The following is a 19220-nucleotide window of genomic DNA, read 5'->3' as shown; positions in this document are numbered from 1 at the left end:
ACTCATTTCGTTTTTTAAATCGACATATCAAGTAATAACTTGAACGGCCTAAAGAGAGGTATCTTGATGTCTGCCTATAAGTCTAAAGTAAAAAAAGCGGTAATCCCTGTAGCAGGGCTGGGGACGCGTATGCTGCCAGCCACCAAAGCTATTCCTAAAGAGATGCTGCCTTTGGTTGATAAGCCGTTAATTCAGTATGTCGTTAACGAGTGTATCGCAGCAGGAATCAATGAAATTGTGCTGGTTACGCACTCTTCCAAAAATGCCATCGAGAACCATTTTGATACCAGTTTTGAGCTGGAATCGATGCTGGAAAAACGCGTTAAGCGCCAGCTGCTGGATGAAATTCAGTCTATCTGTCCACCTCATGTCACCATCATGCAGGTGCGTCAGGGTATTGCCAAAGGCCTTGGCCATGCGGTGATGTGTGCGCTGCCACTGGTTGGCGACGAGCCGTTTGTGGTCATCCTGCCTGACGTGATCATCGATGAGTATGAATCTGATCTGAGCAGCGAAAACCTCGCCGATATGGTGAAGCGTTACGATGAAACAGGTTTCAGCCAGATTATGGTTGAGCCGGTAGCAGATGTGACGGCTTACGGTGTGGTGGATTGCGAAGGTCGCGAACTGGCTCCAGGCGAAAGCGCGCCGATGGTGGGTGTGGTTGAGAAACCTAAAGCTGCTGAAGCACCATCTAATCTGGCAGTAGTCGGTCGTTACGTCCTCTCTGCGGATATCTGGCCTCTGCTGGCGAAAACCCCTCCGGGCGCCGGTGGTGAAGTTCAGCTGACTGACTCCATCGCCATGTTGATGGAAAAACAGACGGTAGAAGCATATCACCTGAAAGGCGTCAGCCATGACTGTGGTAACAAGCTCGGCTACATGCAGGCTTTCGTTGAATACGGTGTGCGTCACGAATCACTGGGCAGCGATTTCAAGCAGTGGCTGGAAAGCACCGTCGGTAATAAAAAGTAATTCATTTTAAAGCGGGATAAATCAATGAAAGTCACCGTATTTGGTATCGGCTATGTTGGTCTGGTTCAGGCTGCGGTACTGGCCGAAGTCGGACATGACGTTCTTTGTATCGATGTCGACGAGAACAAAGTTGAAAACCTTAAGAAAGGAATCATTCCGATCTTTGAACCAGGTCTGACACCTCTCGTTATGCAGAACTACGAAGCCGGTCGGCTGAAGTTCAGCACTAACGCCGAAGAAGGCGTTAATCACGGCGTAATGCAATTTATTGCAGTCGGAACGCCGCCGGACGAAGATGGCTCAGCGGATCTGAAATATGTTACCGCCGTGGCGCGCACTATTGCGCAACATATGAACGAGCATAAAGTCGTTATCGACAAATCAACCGTACCGGTAGGCACAGCTGACCGTGTCCGTGCGGTTATGACTGAAACCTTACAGGCGCGTGACCGCAACATCAGTTTCGATGTGGTCTCCAACCCTGAGTTTCTGAAAGAGGGTGCAGCGGTCAATGACTGTATGCGTCCTGAGCGTATCGTTGTCGGTACCGATAATGAGGATGTGGTGGAACTGCTGCGTGAACTTTACGAGCCGTTTAACCGTAATCATGATCGAATGATCCTGATGGATATCCGCAGCGCCGAGCTGACCAAGTATGCCGCAAACTGTATGCTGGCGACCAAAATCAGCTTTATGAACGAGATGTCGAACCTGGCGGAACTGCTGGGCGCTGATATTGAGAAAGTACGTCAGGGTATTGGTTCCGATCCACGTATCGGCTACCACTTTATCTATCCTGGCTGCGGTTACGGTGGTTCCTGCTTCCCGAAAGATGTGCAGGCGCTGATCCGTACTTCTCAGTCCATTGGCTACACTCCACGTCTGTTACAGGCGGTGGAAGAAGTTAATGACGCGCAGAAAAACAAACTGCCGACCTTTATTAAGCGCCACTTTGGTGAAAATCTGCAGGGCAAAACTTTCGCTCTGTGGGGTCTGTCGTTTAAGCCGAACACCGATGATATGCGTGAAGCTTCTGCGCGTGTGCTGATGGAAACATTATGGCAGGCGGGCGCGACGGTTCAGGCTTTCGATCCTGAAGCGATGGACGAAGCACAGCGTATTTACGGTCATCGTGCCGATCTGAAGCTGATGGGCACCAAAGAAGCGGCATTGCAGGGCGCTGATGGTCTGGTCATTTGTACTGAGTGGAAAAACTTCCGCGCGCCAGACTTTGATGTGATTAAAAATGCCTTAAAAGAACCCGTGATTTTTGATGGTCGTAACCTGTATGATCCAGAAAGAGTCAGCAAGCGCGGTTTTGTTTATTATGCAATCGGCCGCGGAGCGTCTATTGAAATTGCATAATTAACGAGGAATGTATGAAATATCTGGTCACCGGCGCAGCAGGCTTCATTGGTTTTCACGTTAGCCAACGGTTGTTGTTAGCCGGTCACCAGGTTGTCGGAATCGACAACCTGAATGATTACTACGATGTAAACCTCAAACTAGCCCGCCTTGATCTGCTTAAATCTCATCCTGAATTCTTATTTGTCACCTGCGATCTGGCCGATCGCCAGGGAATGGCGCAATTATTCGCCGAACAGGGTTTTCAGCGTGTGATTCATTTGGCGGCGCAGGCAGGTGTACGTTATTCAATCGATAATCCCCACGCCTATGCTGATGCCAATTTGGTCGGCCATTTAAATGTGCTGGAAGGATGTCGCCACCATAACATTGAGCATTTGTTATATGCATCTTCCAGCTCGGTGTATGGACTAAACAGAAAAATGCCATTCTCGACCGATGATTCGGTTGATCATCCGGTTTCACTTTATGCGGCGACCAAAAAAGCCAATGAGCTGATGTCGCATACCTATTCCCATCTGTACGGAATTCCTACCACCGGATTGCGCTTCTTTACTGTATATGGTCCCTGGGGACGTCCCGATATGGCATTGTTCAAGTTCACCCGCGCTATTATCGCTGGCGAAAGTATCGATGTTTATAACCATGGCCAGATGCGTCGCGATTTTACTTATATTGACGATATTGCGGAGTCGATTATTCGCCTGCAGGATATCGTACCGGTAAAAGATGAAAACTGGACGGTAGAAACCGGCTCGCCAGCCACCAGTTCGGCGCCTTACCGCGTATATAATATCGGCAACAGCCAGCCTGTTACGCTGATGGCTTACATTGAAGCGCTGGAGAGCGCGCTGGGCATGAGCGCAAACAAAAATATGCTGCCAATGCAGCCCGGTGATGTACTGGAGACCAGTGCGGACACACAAGCGCTGTACGACGTTATCGGCTTTAAGCCACGTACTGGTGTGGAAGAGGGGATTAAACGCTTTGTGGCGTGGTACAGGGCGTTCTACAAGGTGTAATGAGTAATTGCTACCGATAACAAAAAAGGAAGCCACTGGCTTCCTTTGTTTTTTGCGTAACCTGGCGTCACAAATGTTCAATCGAGGCAAAAATAAAAAACCCCATTTTTAACAAATGGGGTTATTTGGGAAGCACCCTGAACAGCTATTACAGCAGGAAATCATCCAGCTGTTTTCCCTGCTCTTCGATAGCTTTTTTGATCACGGCCGGAGTACGACCCTGGCCAGTCCAGGTTTTGGATTCGCCATTTTCATCAATGTATGAATATTTAGCCGGACGCGCAGCGCGTTTTGCTTTGCCCGCAGCTTTTGTTGCAGCCATAGTCTGCAGCAATTCATTAGGATCGATGCCATCAGCGATCAGCATTTCACGATATTGCTGCAGCTTCTTGGTACGTTCTTCAATCTCGGCCTGAGCCTGAGAATCTTCATCGCGACGTTCGTTAACGACGACTTCCAGTTTTTCCAGCATCTCTTCCAGAGTCTCAAGGGTGCATTCTCTGGCTTGGGCACGCAGAGTGCGGATGTTGTTCAGAATTTTAAGTGCTTCGCTCATTGTCCTAACTCTCGACATTATATTGGGTGGGAGAAATGTTCTGCCTGATAATAATAGAGGCCGTAAATAGGAACTGCAATAGTTAATTTTGTAAGAAACTCAAAATAACTATTTAAAGTGGGATTAGCATAACGCTATTAGCAAAAATTTAAAGCCCATTGGTGCAGAAATATGCCATCTGATAAAAAATAAAGCACCATAACTGTGCGCCAGGCAGGATTTTGCGACTGTCACTAAGCCAAATAGCGATGGCGGTAAGCTAAGAATGGCCTTACAAAGCGGCAGGCGGCAAACTAAAATAGAGAAAAAGTCCGGCGATATTAACGCTTTCTATATTGCATTTTTACCGTTAAATGCGCTTTCCGCACCGTGAGATTGTTGCTTTAAACAGCAGGGGCGAAATTAACCTGATGCCGACGGCCATCAGGCGAGGCTGAGATGCGGGTGCCGCAATATTGCGTGATACTGTGATACAATCCCGGACATACACAGTTAACCTTTCATGGAGTTCGGGCTGATGGCTCAGCTTTATTTTTATTATTCGGCGATGAACGCTGGCAAATCCACTGCGCTGTTACAGTCATCTTATAATTATCATGAAAGAGGGATGCGTACGCTGATCTATACCGCTGAGATTGACAACCGTTTTGGCGTCGCGAAAGTGAGCTCACGTATTGGCCTTTCATCTCCAGCAAAACTTTATAATAACCACACTTCACTGTTGCAGGAAATTAGCGCAGAACACCAACAGCAGACCGTGCATTGCGTGCTGGTGGATGAAAGCCAATTTCTTACGCGAGAACAGGTTAAAGAACTTTCAGACGTGGTGGACAATCTTGATATACCTGTACTCTGTTATGGATTACGTACAGATTTTCGTGGTGAATTGTTTAGCGGTAGCCAGTATTTATTGGCGTGGTCAGATAAACTGGTTGAACTAAAAACAATCTGCCACTGCGGTCGCAAGGCCAGTATGGTATTACGTCTCGACAGTCATGGTGCGCCATATAAAGAGGGTGAGCAGGTGGTGATTGGCGGCAATGAACGCTACGTCTCAGTCTGCCGTAAGCACTATAAAGAGGCGTTGTATAGTGGTGCTCATAGCGCAATATATGGTGAACGCACATCGCCCCAATAAGTCATTGTTTACCTCAGCTTAAATCTGCGCAAACGGTGGCCTGCACATTTCACTGTAGAAATAGTGGGTTAGTGATTATCCGTGATAAAAAAACCCGCCATGGCGGGTTTTTTTACAGCTTATTTAGCGCTTAGTGTTTTACTTTTTTCTCAACCTTTTCGCTTTTCACCGGTTGTGCTTTCACCGCTTCCGCAACAGTGGCGAAAGGTTCGACAAAATCACGGCCGTAGAAGCTGTCCAGCATAATCTGTTTCAGTTCAGCAATCAGCGGATAACGTGGGTTTGCACCGGTACATTGATCATCGAAAGCATCTTCAGCCAGTTTGTCGACTTTCGCGAGGAAGTCTGCTTCCTGCACGCCTGCTTCGCGAATAGATTTCGGAATGCCCAGTTCAGCTTTCATCTCTTCCAGCCATGCCAGCAGTTTTTCAATTTTCTGCGCGGTGCGGTCGCCCGCAGCGCTTAACCCTAAGTGGTCGGCAATCTCGGCATAACGGCGGCGGGCCTGCGGACGGTCGTACTGACTGAAGGCGGTCTGCTTGGTCGGGTTGTCATTGGCGTTATAGCGAATCACGTTACAAATCAGCAGCGAGTTCGCCAGGCCGTGCGGAATATGAAACTCGGAACCCAGTTTATGCGCCATTGAGTGACATACGCCGAGGAAGGCGTTGGCAAAAGCGATACCGGCAATCGTGGCCGCATTATGCACACGTTCACGGGCAACCGGGTTTTTCGCCCCCTCGCGGTAGCTGGCTGGCAGGTTGTGTTGCAGCAGTTTCAGCGCCTGCAACGCCTGGCCGTCAGAGTACTCGTTGGCCAGCACGGAAACGTAGGCTTCCAGCGAGTGGGTTACCGCATCCAGGCCACCGAAGGCGCAGAGCGATTTCGGCATATTCATCACCAGGTTGGCATCGACAATCGCCATATCCGGGGTCAGCGCGTAGTCGGCCAGCGGATATTTCTGACCGGTGGCGTCATCGGTCACCACCGCAAACGGGGTGACTTCAGAACCGGTGCCGGAAGTGGTGGTAATTGCAATCATTTTCGCTTTCACCCCCATTTTTGGGAACTTGTAGATGCGTTTACGGATATCCATAAAGCGCAGCGCCAGCTCTTCAAAGGCAGTTTCCGGATGTTCGTACATTACCCACATGATTTTCGCCGCATCCATCGGTGAACCACCGCCCAGCGCGATAATCACATCTGGTTTAAATGAGTGCATCTGTTCGGCGCCTTTACGCACCACGCTCAGGGTTGGGTCCGCTTCCACTTCAAAGAACACTTCAGTTTCCACGCCATGCGCTTTCATCACATTGATAATCTGGTCTGCATAACCGTTGTTAAACAGGTAACGGTCGGTGACGATAAAGGCGCGTCTGGCGCCATCGGTCGCCACTTCCTCAAGGGCGACAGGCAGTGAACCACGACGGAAGTAAATAGACTTCGGAAGTTTATGCCACAACATATTTTCTGCTCGCTTGGCCACGGTTTTCTTGTTGATCAGATGTTTAGGTCCGACATTTTCAGAAATCGAGTTACCGCCCCAGGAGCCGCAACCCAGCGTCAGAGATGGCGCCAGTTTAAAGTTATACAGGTCGCCGATACCGCCCTGTGAAGCCGGGGTATTGATCAGGATACGTGCGGTTTTCATCTTGTCGCCAAAGAAGTTGACGCGCTCACGCTCGTTATCCTGGTCGGTGTACAGACAGGAGGTGTGGCCGATACCGCCCATGGCGACCAGTTTTTCCGCCTTGCTGACCGCATCTTCAAAGTCTTTAGCACGGTACATGGCAAGGGTAGGGGAGAGTTTTTCGTGCGCAAATGGCTCGGACTCATCCACCAGCTTCACTTCACCGATCAGAATTTTGGTATGTGCAGGCACCGTGATACCGGCGATGTCGGCAATTTTCACTGCCGCCTGACCGACGATGGCGGCATTCAGCGCACCGTTTTTCAGCAGGATATCCTGCACCGCTTTCAGCTCTTTGCCCTGCAACATATAAGCGCCGTGGCTGGCAAAGCGTTCGCGCACCGCGTCATATACGGAATCCACGACGATAACGGACTGCTCGGAGGCGCAGATCACGCCATTATCGAAGGTTTTTGACATCAGAATAGAAGCGACGGCGCGTTTAATATCCGCAGTTTCATCGATGACCACCGGCGTATTACCGGCGCCAACGCCAATGGCGGGTTTACCGGAGCTGTAAGCGGCTTTTACCATGCCCGGACCACCGGTGGCGAGAATCAGATTGATATCCGGATGATGCATCAGCTGGTTGGAGAGTTCGACCGACGGCACATCAATCCAGCCGATAATATCTTTTGGCGCACCGGCGGCAATCGCTGCCTGCAATACAATATCGGCGGCTTTATTAGTGGCGTCTTTCGCCCGTGGATGTGGTGAGAAGATAATGCCGTTACGGGTTTTCAGGCTGATCAGTGCTTTAAAAATCGCGGTTGAAGTCGGGTTAGTGGTAGGTACAATCCCGCAGATAATCCCGGTTGGTTCAGCGATGGTGATGGTGCCGTAAGTTTCATCGGTTTCGAGGATGCCACAGGTTTTTTCGTCTTTATAGGCGTTATAGATATATTCAGACGCGAAGTGGTTTTTGATTACTTTATCTTCCACAATACCCATACCTGATTCGGCGACAGCCATTTTGGCCAGCGGAATTCGGGCATCGGCAGCCGCCAGTGCGGCAGCGCGGAAGATTTTGTCTACTTGTTCTTGAGTGAAGTTGGCGTATTCACGCTGGGCTTTTTTAACGCGCTCCACAAGTGCGTTAAGTTCAGCGATATTGGTAACGGCCATAATGCATCTCCTGATGGAAGTTAAACTTTTTTAGTAAACAAACTTCGACTACGGAGTATAGTCAGAGGGCTGCTGACTGTCGTTGTACTGCTGTGACCGTCTGCCAGAATGCCCTTACAAATCATGTTCATTTATTAAAACAGTTTTGCTGCATTTGCTGTCTGATGTTACGCTTTCGCGCTTACTTACTTTACTTTCTTAATGTCACTGAGCTTACCCCGGCGGTGGGCGAAATTTCATGATCTGCATCAATATTTATGCAAGCTGACTCCATTCAGCACTGCCCTGAGTTTGATCCAGCGCAAAGAATTTAATATTCCCTTAGCAGGTCAACCTTCTGCCAAACCATGCGACTGCTCAGAATGCTGAAACCTGGTGCGTTATGCTGGTTTTATGTTTAAATCGAGACTGTTATGCTGCTATCGTCGCTGGAATCCACCACACTTTTCCATTAGATTAGGCGGCTGAAACTGGCTCAGGTCTGGAGCGCTGAGTGAACCCCGCAATTCTTGATTTATCCGGCTATATTAAATTTTTTGTTGGGCTGTTTGCGCTGGTTAATCCCGTCGGGATTATTCCGGTGTTTATCAGCATGACCAGCTATCAGCCGGTAGCTGAACGTAATAAAACCAATCTGACTGCCAATCTGGCAGTAGCGATTATTTTGTGGACGTCGTTATTCCTCGGTGATGCCATCCTGCATGTATTCGGTATTTCCATTGACTCTTTCCGCATTGCCGGTGGGATTCTGGTGGTGACCATTGCCATGTCGATGATCAGCGGCAAGCTGGGCGAGGATAAACAGAACAAGCAGGAGAAATCGGAAACTGCCATTCGCGAGAGTATTGGCGTCGTGCCGCTGGCGCTGCCACTAATGGCCGGACCGGGCGCGATCAGTTCGACCATTGTCTGGAGCACCCGCTATCACAACTGGCAAAATTTGCTGGGTTTCAGTCTGGCGATTGCGCTATTTGCCGCCTGTTGCTGGCTGCTGTTTCGTGCTGCGCCATTAATGGTGCGTCTGTTAGGCCAGACCGGAATAAATGTGATAACCCGTATTATGGGATTATTATTAATGGCTCTTGGCATTGAGTTTGTTGTTACCGGTATCAAAGCACTGTTCCCCGGCTTAGTCGGCTAACTCTTTTCCTCCCTGATATCGGCATAAATAAGCGCACAATGTGCGCTTATTTTTTGTCCATCACCCCATTTGCGCCCCATTGTAGTGCGGTATGTGAAAATAATGCACAACTATAGTGCAATTATTCATTTTGCTTATTCAAACAAAGCTGAGATAAGGTTAATTTCTGGGCGCTCAGCCAATCATCTCTCACTCGCTGCTGGCTGTTACTTTTCTCACACAATTGTCTGGCGTTGAAATCACATTTGCCGGTTTGGTTGCGATTGAATATCGATTTAATGCAGCAGATTGTACTGATATGCTCATATTTTCTAAATATTTGTGCATTTTGTGCGCAGGCAGATTTTTTTATCAACAACCAAAATGCGGATTTTAATTGTAACGCTATGATATATAGCGAATAATGCCTTATTTTTGGTTAATAAATAACACTTTTGCCCTGATTGTTAACGTGATAAAAGAGAATTAGTTAACATTTTCACCTTTTTGCTTTGGCGCATCATCTCGCCATCTGCTAATTTCCGACGCAATATGAAAAAAATTGGCCCTGCATGCAAAATGAGAATGAATTTTGCTTATAACTTAATAGCTAATTATTAAAGCGGTAAGTTTCCCTCTGATTCAGGCTTGCGCCTGCTAATCAGGATTTATTCTCATTTAGCTTGCGCTCCTGTTCAGCACGCAGCGTCAGTGGCAGGCAGATCCACCCATAAGGATAAGTACAGGTTTTATGAAATTGACTAATGCGCCGCTATTTATCCTTTTATCGGGTCTGACCGCTTCCGCCAGCGCCGCCACCGTCCCGCAGGGAATTGAGCTGGCGCCCGAACAGGCGATTGTCATTAATAATGGCAGCGAAGTCGCATCGCTGGATCCGCATAAAACCGAAGGTGTGCCGGAAACCAATGTGCTGCTTAATTTACTGGAAGGGCTGGTATCCAGTGACAATTACGGTCAGTTGGTGCCGGGCGTCGCCGAGCGCTGGGAGAATCGTGACGGTAAAGTCTGGACCTTCTGGCTGCGTGCCGATGCCAGATGGAGCAACGGCGAGCCGGTGACGGCGCAGGATTTTGTTTATAGCTGGCAACGTCTGGTCGACCCGAAAACCGCCTCACCCTATGCCAGCTATGTGCAGTATGCACATATCGCTAATGTCGATGAGATTATCAGTGGTAAACAGCCCGCCACGGCGCTGGGCGTTAAAGCGCTCGACGATCACCGCTTGCAGGTAACGCTCAGCCAGCCGGTGCCTTATCTGCTGGCGATGCTGGCGCATACCCCGATGAAACCGGTGAATCGCCACGCGATTGAAACTTTTGGCGATCGCTGGACCCGTCCGGAGCACTTTGTTGGCAATGGCGCCTACACGCTTGCCAGTTGGGTGGTAAATGAGAATATCGTGCTGAAGCGCAATCCTGGTTACTGGAATAACCGCCAGACCGTGATTGAACAGGGCACTTTTTTGCCGATAGCCTCGGAAACCAGTGATGTAAATCGCTTCCGCAGTGGTGAAATTGATATCACCAACAGTGCGATTCCGCCGGATCTCTTTCCGATGCTGAAACAAGAGCTGGGTGAGCAGCTGCATATCAGTCCTTATCTCTGCACCTTCTATTACGAAATCAATAACCAGCGCGCACCTTTTACCGATGTGCGCGTGCGTACCGCGTTAAAGTTAGCCATCGATCGCGAAATCATTGCCGACAAAATTATGGGGCAGGGGCAGATCCCGGCTTACGGCCTGACACCCCCTTTCACCGCCGGTGCGCGCTTCTCGCCGCCAGAGTGGTTTACCCTGACCCAGCAGCAGCGCAACGCCCAGGCGAAGTCGCTGTTGCAACAGGCTGGCTACAGCGCCAGTAAGCCGCTGAAATTTACCCTGCTGTATAACACCTCTGATCAGAATAAAAAGCAGGCGATTGCCGCTGCATCGATGTGGAAAAAGAATCTGGGTGCGGATGTGACCCTGCAAAACCAGGAGTGGAAAACAATGCTGGCAACCCGGCATAACGCACAGTATGACGTGGTGCGCGCCACCTGGTGCTCGGACTATAACGAGCCGTCAACCTTCCTCAATATGCTGCTGAGTGATTCGTCGACCAATACCGCATTCTATAAAAGCAAATCCTTCGATAACCTGATGGCGCAGTCGCTGAGTGCGCCTGACGATAAGAGTCGTAGCGCACTTTATCAACGCGCAGAAAGTCAGCTGGATCGTGATTCGGCGATTATTCCGGTCTACTACCGCGTCAGCGTACGTCTGGTGAAACCCTGGGTGGGTGGCTATACCGGCCGCGATCCGCAGGATCAGACCGACTTACATTATTACTACATCACTAAACATTAATTTGCTGCGCACCGGGCGATACAGCCCGGGCGCAGCGCACACGCTGCTGAGGAGTTTGCCGTTCCAGGCTCCTCAGCAGTTTACCCGGTTAACGGGGGATCGCTGAAAGCGCACTGCATCAGCAATGATAATAACTGGAGTATTCAGAGTATGACCAACATCACGAAAAAAAGCCTGATCGCCCTTGGGGTGATGGCAGCACTGGGCGCTATGACCGGCAATGCGGCGCTGGCGGCCACTGTGCCGGCAGGCGTGGAATTAGCCGCTAAACAAGAGCTGGTAAAAGGCAATGGCGCAGAACTGCAATCACTTGACCCGCACAAAATTGAAGGCGTGCCGGAATCCAACGTTAACCGCGATCTGCTTGAAGGTCTGATTATCAGTGATGAGCAGGGTCATCCCATTCCTGGCGTGGCTGAAAGCTGGGACAATAAAGACAGCAAGGTGTGGACTTTCCACCTGCGTAAAAATGCTAAATGGTCAAATGGCGAGCCGGTGACCGCGCAAGATTTCGTCTACAGCTGGCAGCGCCTGGCCGATCCAAATACTGCATCACCGTATGCCAGCTATCTGCAGTATGGTCATCTGGCCAATATCGATGACATTATCGCCGGTAAGAAAAAACCCACCGAACTGGGTGTAAAAGCGATTGATGCCAATACCCTGGAAGTGACGCTCTCCGAGCCAGTGCCTTACTTCTTTAAACTGCTGATTCACCCGTCAATGTCGCCAGTATATAAGCCTGCGGTGGATAAATTCGGTGAAAAATGGACGCAGCCAGAAAACTGGGTTGGTAACGGCGCCTTTAAACTGAAAGAGTGGGTGGTTAACGAACGCATTGTGCTGGAGCGTAACCCTGATTACTGGGACAACGCAGCGACCAAACTGGATAAAGTGACTTTCCTGCCAATCTCTTCAGAAGTCACTGACGTTAACCGCTATCGCAGCGGCGGCAGCGATATGACCTATAACAATATGCCGATCGAACTGTTCCAGAAGCTGAAAAAAGAGATCCCGAAAGAGGTGCATGTTGATCCGTATCTCTGCACCTACTACTACGAAATCAACAACCAGAAACCACCGTTTAACGATCCACGCGTTCGTGCCGCATTAAAACTGGGTATCGACCGCGATATTATCGTCAACAAAGTGAAAAACCAGGGCGATCTGCCGGCTTACAGCTACACCCCGCCGTATACCGATGGCATCAAGCTGACGCCACCAGAGTGGTTTAGCTGGTCACAGGAAAAACGTAATGAAGAAGCGAAGAAACTGCTGGCAGCAGCTGGCTTTACCGCTGATAAACCACTGACCTTTGATCTGCTGTATAACACTTCCGATCTGCATAAAAAACTGGCGATCGCTGCGGCTTCCATCTGGAAGAAAAACCTCGGTGTGAACGTTAAGTTGCAGAACCAGGAGTGGAAAACCTTCCTCGATACCCGTCATCAGGGCACCTTTGATGTGGCGCGTGCTGGCTGGTGTGCGGACTATAACGAACCGACTACCTTCCTGAACACCATGCTGTCTGACAGCAGCAACAACACCTCGCATTATAAGAGCGCGGATTACGACAAAGCGATCGCGGCTGCGCTGCAGGCGCCGAGCGAAGAGAAACGCAGTGAACTCTACGCTGAAGCTGAGAAGATCCTCGATAAAGACTCAGTCATTGTACCGGTCTACTATTACGTGAATGCCCGTCTGGTGAAACAGTACGTGGGCGGTTATACCGGCAAAGATCCGCAGGATAACGTCTACGACAAAAATCTGTACATCATTAAACATTAATTTTTTGGGCGGCTGGTCCGCCCACGTTTAATTGTATTTCCTGATTTATCAGGGTAATAGCTTACAGTGACCGGGCTTTTCCGGTCACTGCGTTGATACTGTAGTAAGAGCCAGGTAGGTACGGGCAATGTTAAAGTTCATATTACGTCGTTGTCTGGAAGCGATTCCGACGTTATTTATTCTTATCACCATCTCCTTCTTTATGATGCGTTTAGCGCCGGGCAGTCCCTTCACTGGTGAGCGCACGCTGGCGCCAGAAGTAATGGCCAATATTGAAGCCAAATATCACTTAAACGATCCGATCATGACGCAATACTTCAGTTACCTGAAGCAGCTGGCGCATGGCGATTTCGGTCCGTCGTTTAAATATAAAGACTATTCCGTTAACGATCTGGTCGCCGGATCCTTCCCGGTTTCCGCTAAACTTGGCGCCGCAGCGTTTATTTTTGCGCTGGTGCTTGGCGTCAGCGCCGGGGTGGTCGCCGCGCTGAATCAAAATACCAAATGGGACTACACGGTAATGGGCATTGCCATGACCGGGGTGGTGATCCCCAGTTTTGTCGTCGCGCCGCTGCTGGTGATGGTTTTCGCCATTATGCTGAAGTGGTTGCCTGGCGGTGGATGGAATGGCGGGGCACTGAAGTTTATGATCCTGCCGATGGTGGCGCTGTCACTGGCCTATATTGCCAGCATCGCACGTATTACTCGTGGTTCGATGATTGAAGTGCTGCACTCCAACTTTATCCGTACCGCACGCGCCAAAGGGCTGCCGATGCACCGTATCGTGCTGCGCCACGCGCTGAAACCCGCGCTGCTGCCGGTACTTTCGTATCTTGGTCCGGCGTTTGTCGGCATTATCACCGGTTCGATGGTGATCGAAACTATTTATGGATTGCCGGGGATTGGCCAGCTGTTTGTTAACGGCGCGCTGAACCGCGACTACTCGCTGGTGTTAAGTCTGACCATTCTGGTCGGTGCGTTAACCATTCTGTTTAATGCGATCGTTGATGTGCTGTATGCCGTTATCGATCCAAAAATTCGTTATTGATTGCGGAGCTCGCCATGTTAGTAAGTAAGAAAAATAGCGAAGCTCTTGATACATTCAGTGAAAAGCTGGAAGTGGAAGGGCGCAGTTTATGGCAGGATGCACGCCGTCGTTTTATTCATAACCGCGCCGCATTAACCAGCCTGTTTGTGTTGCTGTTAATCGCGCTGTTTGTGATTCTGGCGCCGATGCTGTCATCATTTACCTACGATGATACCGACTGGGCGATGATGTCGGCGACACCGGATATGACCTCTGGTCACTATTTTGGTACTGATTCATCAGGCCGCGATCTGCTGGTGCGTGTCGCCATTGGCGGCCGTATCTCGCTGATGGTAGGCATTGCCGCCGCGCTGGTGGCGGTGCTGGTCGGCACACTATATGGTTCGCTGGCCGGTTATCTTGGCGGTAAAACCGACTCGGTGATGATGCGCCTGCTGGAAATCCTTAATTCCTTCCCGTTTATGTTCTTTGTGATCCTGCTGGTGACCTTTTTTGGTCAGAATATCCTGCTGATCTTTGTGGCGATCGGTATGGTTTCCTGGCTGGATATGGCGCGTATTGTGCGCGGCCAGACCCTGAGCCTGAAGCGCAAAGAGTTTATCGAAGCGGCGCAGGTTGGCGGAGTTTCGACCTTTAATATCGTGGTGCGCCATATTGTCCCCAACGTACTGGGCGTGGTGGTGGTGTATGCCTCGCTGCTGGTTCCCAGCATGATCCTGTTTGAATCCTTCCTTAGCTTCCTCGGTCTCGGCACCCAGGAGCCGCTGAGCAGCTGGGGCGCGTTGCTGAGCGACGGCGCCAACTCGATGGAAGTGTCACCATGGCTGTTACTGTTCCCTGCGGGCTTTCTGGTTGTGACGTTGTTCTGTTTTAACTTTATTGGCGATGGTTTGCGTGACGCCCTCGACCCGAAAGATCGTTAAGGAGTTTCCCGATGAGTATTATTGAAACACAGCCAGCAATGGCGACCACTGCGGGAAGCGCAGCACTGCTGGATGTCAAAGATCTGCGCGTCACTTTTGGCACGCCAGATGGTGATGTCACTGCGGTAAACGATCTTAATTTCAGCCTCAGCGCCGGTGAGACGCTGGGCATTGTCGGTGAGTCCGGTTCCGGTAAATCGCAGACCGCTTTTGCCCTGATGGGGTTGCTGGCCAGCAATGGTCGCATTGGTGGTTCGGCGCTGTTTAATGGCAAAGAGATCCTGAATCTGCCAGAGAAACAGCTTAACAAGCTGCGCGCTGAGCAGATTGCGATGATTTTCCAGGATCCGATGACCTCGCTGAATCCCTATATGAAAGTGGGCGAGCAGCTGATGGAAGTGTTGCAGCTGCATAAAGGGATGAGCAGCAGTCAGGCGTTTGAAGAGTCAGTGCGTATGCTTGATGCGGTGAAAATGCCGGAAGCGCGCAAACGCATGAAGATGTATCCCCATGAGTTCTCCGGCGGGATGCGTCAGCGTGTAATGATCGCCATGGCGCTGCTGTGCCGTCCGAAACTGCTGATTGCTGACGAACCAACCACCGCGCTGGATGTAACCGTTCAGGCACAGATTATGACCCTGCTGAATGAACTGAAGCGCGAGTTTAATACCGCAATTATTATGATCACCCACGATCTTGGCGTGGTGGCCGGTATCTGCAATAAGGTGCTGGTGATGTATGCCGGTCGCACCATGGAGTATGGCCAGGCGCGTGATGTGTTCTATCAGCCGGCGCATCCGTACTCCATCGGTTTGCTGAATGCGGTGCCGCGGCTCGATGCGCTTGCTACCGAGACGCTGACCACCATTCCGGGCAATCCACCGAACCTGCTGCGTTTGCCGCAGGGCTGTCCGTTCCAGCCGCGCTGTCCGCACGCGATGGAGATCTGTTCCAGCGCACCGCCGCTGGAAGCCTTTGGTCAGGGGCGGTTACGCGCCTGCTTTAAGCCGGTGGAGGAGTTAGTATGAGCGTGGTAGCTGAGAAAAAAGTGCTGCTGGAGATCGCCGATCTTAAGGTGCATTTCGAGATTAAAGATGGCAAACAGTGGTTCTGGCAGCCGCCGAAAACCCTGAAAGCGGTTGATGGCGTCAGCCTGCGGCTGTATGAGGGGGAAACTCTTGGCGTGGTGGGTGAATCCGGTTGCGGCAAGTCGACGCTGGCGCGCGCGATTATCGGTCTGGTAAAAGCCACCGAAGGGCGGGTGGCCTGGTTAGGCCGCGATCTGCTCGGGCAGAACGCGGAAGAGTGGCGTAAAGCGCGCAGCGATATCCAGATGATTTTCCAGGATCCGCTGGCCTCGCTGAATCCCCGTATGACGATCGGTGAGATTATTGCCGAGCCGCTGCGCACCTATCATCCGAAAATGGCGCGGCAGGAAGTCAAAGAGAAAGTGAAGGCGATGATGCTTAAGGTCGGCCTGTTGCCGAACCTGATTAACCGTTATCCGCACGAGTTCTCCGGCGGTCAGTGTCAGCGTATCGGTATTGCGCGCGCGCTGATCCTTGAGCCGAAACTGATTATCTGTGATGAGCCGGTATCGGCGCTGGATGTGTCGATCCAGGCGCAGGTGGTCAATCTGTTGCAGAAGTTGCAGCGCGAAATGGGTCTGTCGCTGATCTTTATCGCCCATGATCTGGCGGTGGTTAAGCATATCTCAGATCGTGTGCTGGTGATGTACCTCGGTCATGCGGTAGAGCTGGGTACCTATGACAATGTCTACACCAATCCGCAACACCCTTATACCAAAGCGCTGATGTCGGCGGTGCCGATCCCCGATCCCGATCTGGAGAAGCAGAAAGTGATTCAGTTGCTGGAGGGGGAGTTGCCTTCGCCGATTAATCCGCCATCCGGTTGTGTATTCCGTACCCGCTGTCCGATTGCCGGACCCGAGTGCGCGAAAACCCGCCCCTTACTGGAGGGCAGTTTCCGCCATGCGGTTTCCTGTCTGAAGGTCGAACCGCTGTAATAAAAACGGGAGCCGAAAACGGCTCCCCTACGAAATATGCAGGGGCGGCGTTCTCGCCGCCCGTGTTAATGGTTTCCCGTAACCCGTAGGGGTGGCGTTCTCGCCGCCCGTGCTCGTTATTCACGCCACAAGATATGACACAGCTTATGGTCTTTTTCGCGACAAAGCAGCACACGCGCAAAGATATCGTTAATTGGCTCACCATCTGCATCACCGAGGCCAATCACCACTTCTGAGAAGAAATCCGGGTTCAGATCGAAATCCACATGTTCCGCCCAGTCTTCGGCCGGATCATGCAGCTCAGCGCCGCCGCGCTCTTCAAACTGCAGATTGAAAATCAGAATATCGGCCGGATCGAGGTTATCGCCCGCCAGTTCAAGAAAAATATCGTAAGCCTGTTCGAGGGTTTCGTCTTCGGTAAGGCGGTTATTTAAATCCATGATTGATCCCATTTGCCCTGTGGGCACATTGCAATTTCGCACGTTTTACAGCAACGGACTGAAGAAGTAAAACAGTCGTTCAACGATACGTTGCCACCAGGCACGACGCGACCAGCGTTTGGCATCAACCAGACGTGAACGCGCGATATAATCATCCTGAACACAGGCTAAATCACTGCCAAAACCGTCGTCGTCGATCACCAGAGTAATTTCAAAATTCAGCCACAAACTGCGCATATCGAGATTGACGGTGCCGACCAGACTTAACTGTCCGTCGACCAGTACGCTCTTGGTATGCAGCAGGCCGCCTTCAAACTGATAAATCTTCACCCCGGCTTCCAGCAGCTCGGCAAAGAATGCGCGGCTGGCCCAGCCAACCAGCACCGAGTCATTATGACGCGGAACAATCAGACTGACGTCCACGCCGCGGTGCGCTGCGGTACAGATGGCGTGCAGTAAATCGTCGCTCGGTACAAAGTAGGGGGTGGTCATAATCAGCTGCGTGCGCGCCGAATAGACCGCTGTTAACAACGCCTGGTGGATCATATCTTCCGGGAAGCCCGGGCCGGAGGCGATAGCCTGAATGGTATGGCCGCTCTCCTGCTCGAAAGGCATAATGTTATCATCCGGCGGCGGCGGCAAAATACGCTTCCCGGTCTCAATTTCCCAGTCGCAGGAGTAGATAATCCCAAGGGTGGTCGACACCGGTCCTTCCATGCGCGCCATCAGATCGACCCACTGGCCCACGCCGGCATCCTGCTTAAAGTACCGCGGATCCACCAGATTCATACTGCCGGTGTAGGCAATATAATTATCGATCAGCACCACTTTGCGATGTTGTCGCAGATCCATCCGGCGCAGAAATACACGTAACAGGCTGACTTTCAGCGCTTCCACCACATCGATACCGGCATTACGCATCATTGCCGCCCAGGGGCTGCGGAAGAAAGCGACGCTGCCCGCGGAGTCCAGCATCAGGCGGCAGTGCACCCCGCGGCGCGAAGCGGCCATCAGCGATTCGGCCACTTCATCAGCCATACCACCGGGTTGCCAGATATAGAACACCATCTCGATATTGTGACGCGCTAACTGAATATCGCGAATCAGCGCTTTCATCGTATCTTCAGCGGTAGTTAACAGCTGTAGCTGATTGCCTTTCACCCCGGCGATACCCTGGCGGTTCTCACACAGCTGAAACAGTGAACGCGCAACGTCACTGTTTTCCGTAGCAAAAATATGTTTGCAGACTTTCAGATCGTTCAGCCAGCGGGCCGTAGATGGCCACATTGTCCGCGCGCGCTCCGCACGACGTTTACCCAGATGCAGCTCGCCAAATGACAGATAAGCAATAATACCGACCAGTGGCAGGATAAAAATGATTAACAGCCAGGCCATCGCCGAGGGCACCGCCCGGCGCTTCATCAGAATACGCAGCGTCACACCGGCAATCAGTAACCAGTAACCAAATAACAGCAGCCAACTGATTAAGGTGTAAAAAGTGGTCATTAAGTGGAAGTCCTGTTCACGCTCATGGTTCAGGGAGTTTACGTGCAGATGACAACAGGCGAAACCCTGTCGCGATATTTTCAGCGTTTAACACATCGGAGCAGGCACGACGCGACAAAGGACTATACTA

Annotated in this window: 15 protein-coding genes; 11 read left to right on the top strand and 4 right to left on the bottom strand. The window is 51.0% G+C overall.

Annotation, left to right across the window (positions count from 1 at the left end; all coding sequences use genetic code 11):
• Positions 1-66 precede the first annotated feature (66 nt).
• From galU to J2125_RS00490, 3 genes are read left to right on the top strand one after another with little or no spacing between them, the layout of a single operon-like run.
• The gene (galU, locus tag J2125_RS00500) at positions 67-975 is read left to right on the top strand and encodes a UTP--glucose-1-phosphate uridylyltransferase GalU (RefSeq protein ID WP_026111536.1); all 909 of its coding nucleotides are present in this window, start codon (positions 67-69) and stop codon (positions 973-975) included.
• A gap of 24 nt (positions 976-999) precedes the next feature.
• Positions 1000-2340, top strand: coding sequence for a UDP-glucose dehydrogenase family protein (locus tag J2125_RS00495; RefSeq protein ID WP_017799854.1), 1341 nt, complete (start codon positions 1000-1002; stop codon positions 2338-2340).
• Positions 2341-2354: 14 nt separating this feature from the next.
• Positions 2355-3362: an NAD-dependent epimerase gene (locus tag J2125_RS00490; RefSeq protein ID WP_017799855.1), complete on the top strand. Its 1008-nt coding sequence runs from the start codon at positions 2355-2357 to the stop codon at positions 3360-3362.
• Between the two features lie 148 nt (positions 3363-3510).
• Here the strand turns inward: J2125_RS00490 and hns are convergent, their stop codons facing one another.
• Entirely contained in the window at positions 3511-3918 is a 408-nt protein-coding gene (hns, locus tag J2125_RS00485; RefSeq protein ID WP_017799856.1) for a histone-like nucleoid-structuring protein H-NS, read from the bottom strand.
• A gap of 517 nt (positions 3919-4435) precedes the next feature.
• On the opposite strand from hns, the gene tdk reads away from it, so the two are divergent.
• A complete protein-coding gene (tdk, locus tag J2125_RS00480; RefSeq protein WP_017799857.1) occupies positions 4436-5056 on the top strand; it encodes a thymidine kinase in 621 nt (206 codons plus the stop codon).
• Positions 5057-5186: 130 nt separating this feature from the next.
• Here tdk and adhE read toward each other — a convergent pair whose 3' ends face one another.
• Positions 5187-7871, bottom strand: coding sequence for a bifunctional acetaldehyde-CoA/alcohol dehydrogenase (gene adhE, locus J2125_RS00475; RefSeq protein WP_017799858.1), 2685 nt, complete (start codon positions 7869-7871; stop codon positions 5187-5189).
• A 493-nt stretch (positions 7872-8364) separates the two neighbouring features.
• Here adhE and J2125_RS00470 point away from each other — a divergent pair, with 493 nt between their 5' ends.
• The 7 genes from J2125_RS00470 to oppF all read left to right on the top strand — a co-directional run bounded on the left by J2125_RS00470 (position 8365) and on the right by oppF (position 17144).
• A complete protein-coding gene (locus J2125_RS00470; protein ID WP_017799859.1) occupies positions 8365-9012 on the top strand; it encodes a YchE family NAAT transporter in 648 nt (215 codons plus the stop codon).
• Between the two features lie 730 nt (positions 9013-9742).
• A complete protein-coding gene (locus tag J2125_RS00465) occupies positions 9743-11359 on the top strand; it encodes an ABC transporter substrate-binding protein (RefSeq protein ID WP_017799860.1) in 1617 nt (538 codons plus the stop codon).
• 150 nt (positions 11360-11509) lie between these two features.
• The gene (gene oppA, locus J2125_RS00460; protein ID WP_017799861.1) at positions 11510-13147 is read left to right on the top strand and encodes an oligopeptide ABC transporter substrate-binding protein OppA; all 1638 of its coding nucleotides are present in this window, start codon (positions 11510-11512) and stop codon (positions 13145-13147) included.
• A gap of 127 nt (positions 13148-13274) precedes the next feature.
• Positions 13275-14195 carry an oligopeptide ABC transporter permease OppB gene (oppB, locus tag J2125_RS00455; RefSeq protein ID WP_017799862.1) on the top strand — a complete coding sequence of 307 codons (921 nt, stop codon included), beginning with the start codon at positions 13275-13277 and terminating at the stop codon, positions 14193-14195.
• Between the two features lie 14 nt (positions 14196-14209).
• The gene (gene oppC, locus J2125_RS00450) at positions 14210-15118 is read left to right on the top strand and encodes an oligopeptide ABC transporter permease OppC (RefSeq protein WP_017799863.1); all 909 of its coding nucleotides are present in this window, start codon (positions 14210-14212) and stop codon (positions 15116-15118) included.
• 11 nt (positions 15119-15129) lie between these two features.
• A complete protein-coding gene (gene oppD, locus J2125_RS00445) occupies positions 15130-16146 on the top strand; it encodes an ABC transporter ATP-binding protein (protein WP_017799864.1) in 1017 nt (338 codons plus the stop codon).
• Positions 16143-17144 carry a murein tripeptide/oligopeptide ABC transporter ATP binding protein OppF gene (gene oppF, locus J2125_RS00440; protein WP_017799865.1) on the top strand — a complete coding sequence of 334 codons (1002 nt, stop codon included), beginning with the start codon at positions 16143-16145 and terminating at the stop codon, positions 17142-17144. Before oppD ends, oppF begins: the two co-directional genes overlap by 4 nt.
• A 116-nt stretch (positions 17145-17260) precedes the next feature.
• Here oppF and J2125_RS00435 read toward each other — a convergent pair whose 3' ends face one another.
• Both J2125_RS00435 and cls read right to left on the bottom strand, forming a co-directional pair.
• Positions 17261-17584 carry an HI1450 family dsDNA-mimic protein gene (locus J2125_RS00435; RefSeq protein WP_017799866.1) on the bottom strand — a complete coding sequence of 108 codons (324 nt, stop codon included), beginning with the start codon at positions 17582-17584 and terminating at the stop codon, positions 17261-17263.
• Between the two features lie 45 nt (positions 17585-17629).
• The gene (cls, locus tag J2125_RS00430; RefSeq protein WP_017799867.1) at positions 17630-19090 is read right to left on the bottom strand and encodes a cardiolipin synthase; all 1461 of its coding nucleotides are present in this window, start codon (positions 19088-19090) and stop codon (positions 17630-17632) included.
• Between the last annotated feature and the right edge of the window lie 130 nt (positions 19091-19220).

The organism is Winslowiella toletana (assembly GCF_017875465.1).
Classification (GTDB): Bacteria; Pseudomonadota; Gammaproteobacteria; order Enterobacterales; family Enterobacteriaceae; genus Erwinia; species Erwinia toletana.
This window is presented reverse-complemented; position numbering and strand designations above follow the sequence as displayed.

Bases quoted from the DNA above. Each gene is read 5' to 3' on its own strand.
- oppC (WP_017799863.1), top strand. From the start codon at position 14,210: ATGTTAGTAAGTAAGAAAAATAGCGAAGCTCTTGATACATTCAGTGAA.
- adhE (WP_017799858.1), bottom strand. From the start codon at position 7,871: ATGGCCGTTACCAATATCGCTGAACTTAACGCACTTGTGGAGCGCGTT.
- oppA (WP_017799861.1), top strand. From the start codon at position 11,510: ATGACCAACATCACGAAAAAAAGCCTGATCGCCCTTGGGGTGATGGCA.
- J2125_RS00465 (WP_017799860.1), top strand. From the start codon at position 9,743: ATGAAATTGACTAATGCGCCGCTATTTATCCTTTTATCGGGTCTGACC.
- cls (WP_017799867.1), bottom strand. From the start codon at position 19,090: ATGACCACTTTTTACACCTTAATCAGTTGGCTGCTGTTATTTGGTTAC.
- oppB (WP_017799862.1), top strand. From the start codon at position 13,275: ATGTTAAAGTTCATATTACGTCGTTGTCTGGAAGCGATTCCGACGTTA.
- galU (WP_026111536.1), top strand. From the start codon at position 67: ATGTCTGCCTATAAGTCTAAAGTAAAAAAAGCGGTAATCCCTGTAGCA.
- oppF (WP_017799865.1), top strand. From the start codon at position 16,143: ATGAGCGTGGTAGCTGAGAAAAAAGTGCTGCTGGAGATCGCCGATCTT.
- J2125_RS00495 (WP_017799854.1), top strand. From the start codon at position 1,000: ATGAAAGTCACCGTATTTGGTATCGGCTATGTTGGTCTGGTTCAGGCT.
- tdk (WP_017799857.1), top strand. From the start codon at position 4,436: ATGGCTCAGCTTTATTTTTATTATTCGGCGATGAACGCTGGCAAATCC.
- hns (WP_017799856.1), bottom strand. From the start codon at position 3,918: ATGAGCGAAGCACTTAAAATTCTGAACAACATCCGCACTCTGCGTGCC.
- J2125_RS00490 (WP_017799855.1), top strand. From the start codon at position 2,355: ATGAAATATCTGGTCACCGGCGCAGCAGGCTTCATTGGTTTTCACGTT.
- oppD (WP_017799864.1), top strand. From the start codon at position 15,130: ATGAGTATTATTGAAACACAGCCAGCAATGGCGACCACTGCGGGAAGC.
- J2125_RS00435 (WP_017799866.1), bottom strand. From the start codon at position 17,584: ATGGATTTAAATAACCGCCTTACCGAAGACGAAACCCTCGAACAGGCT.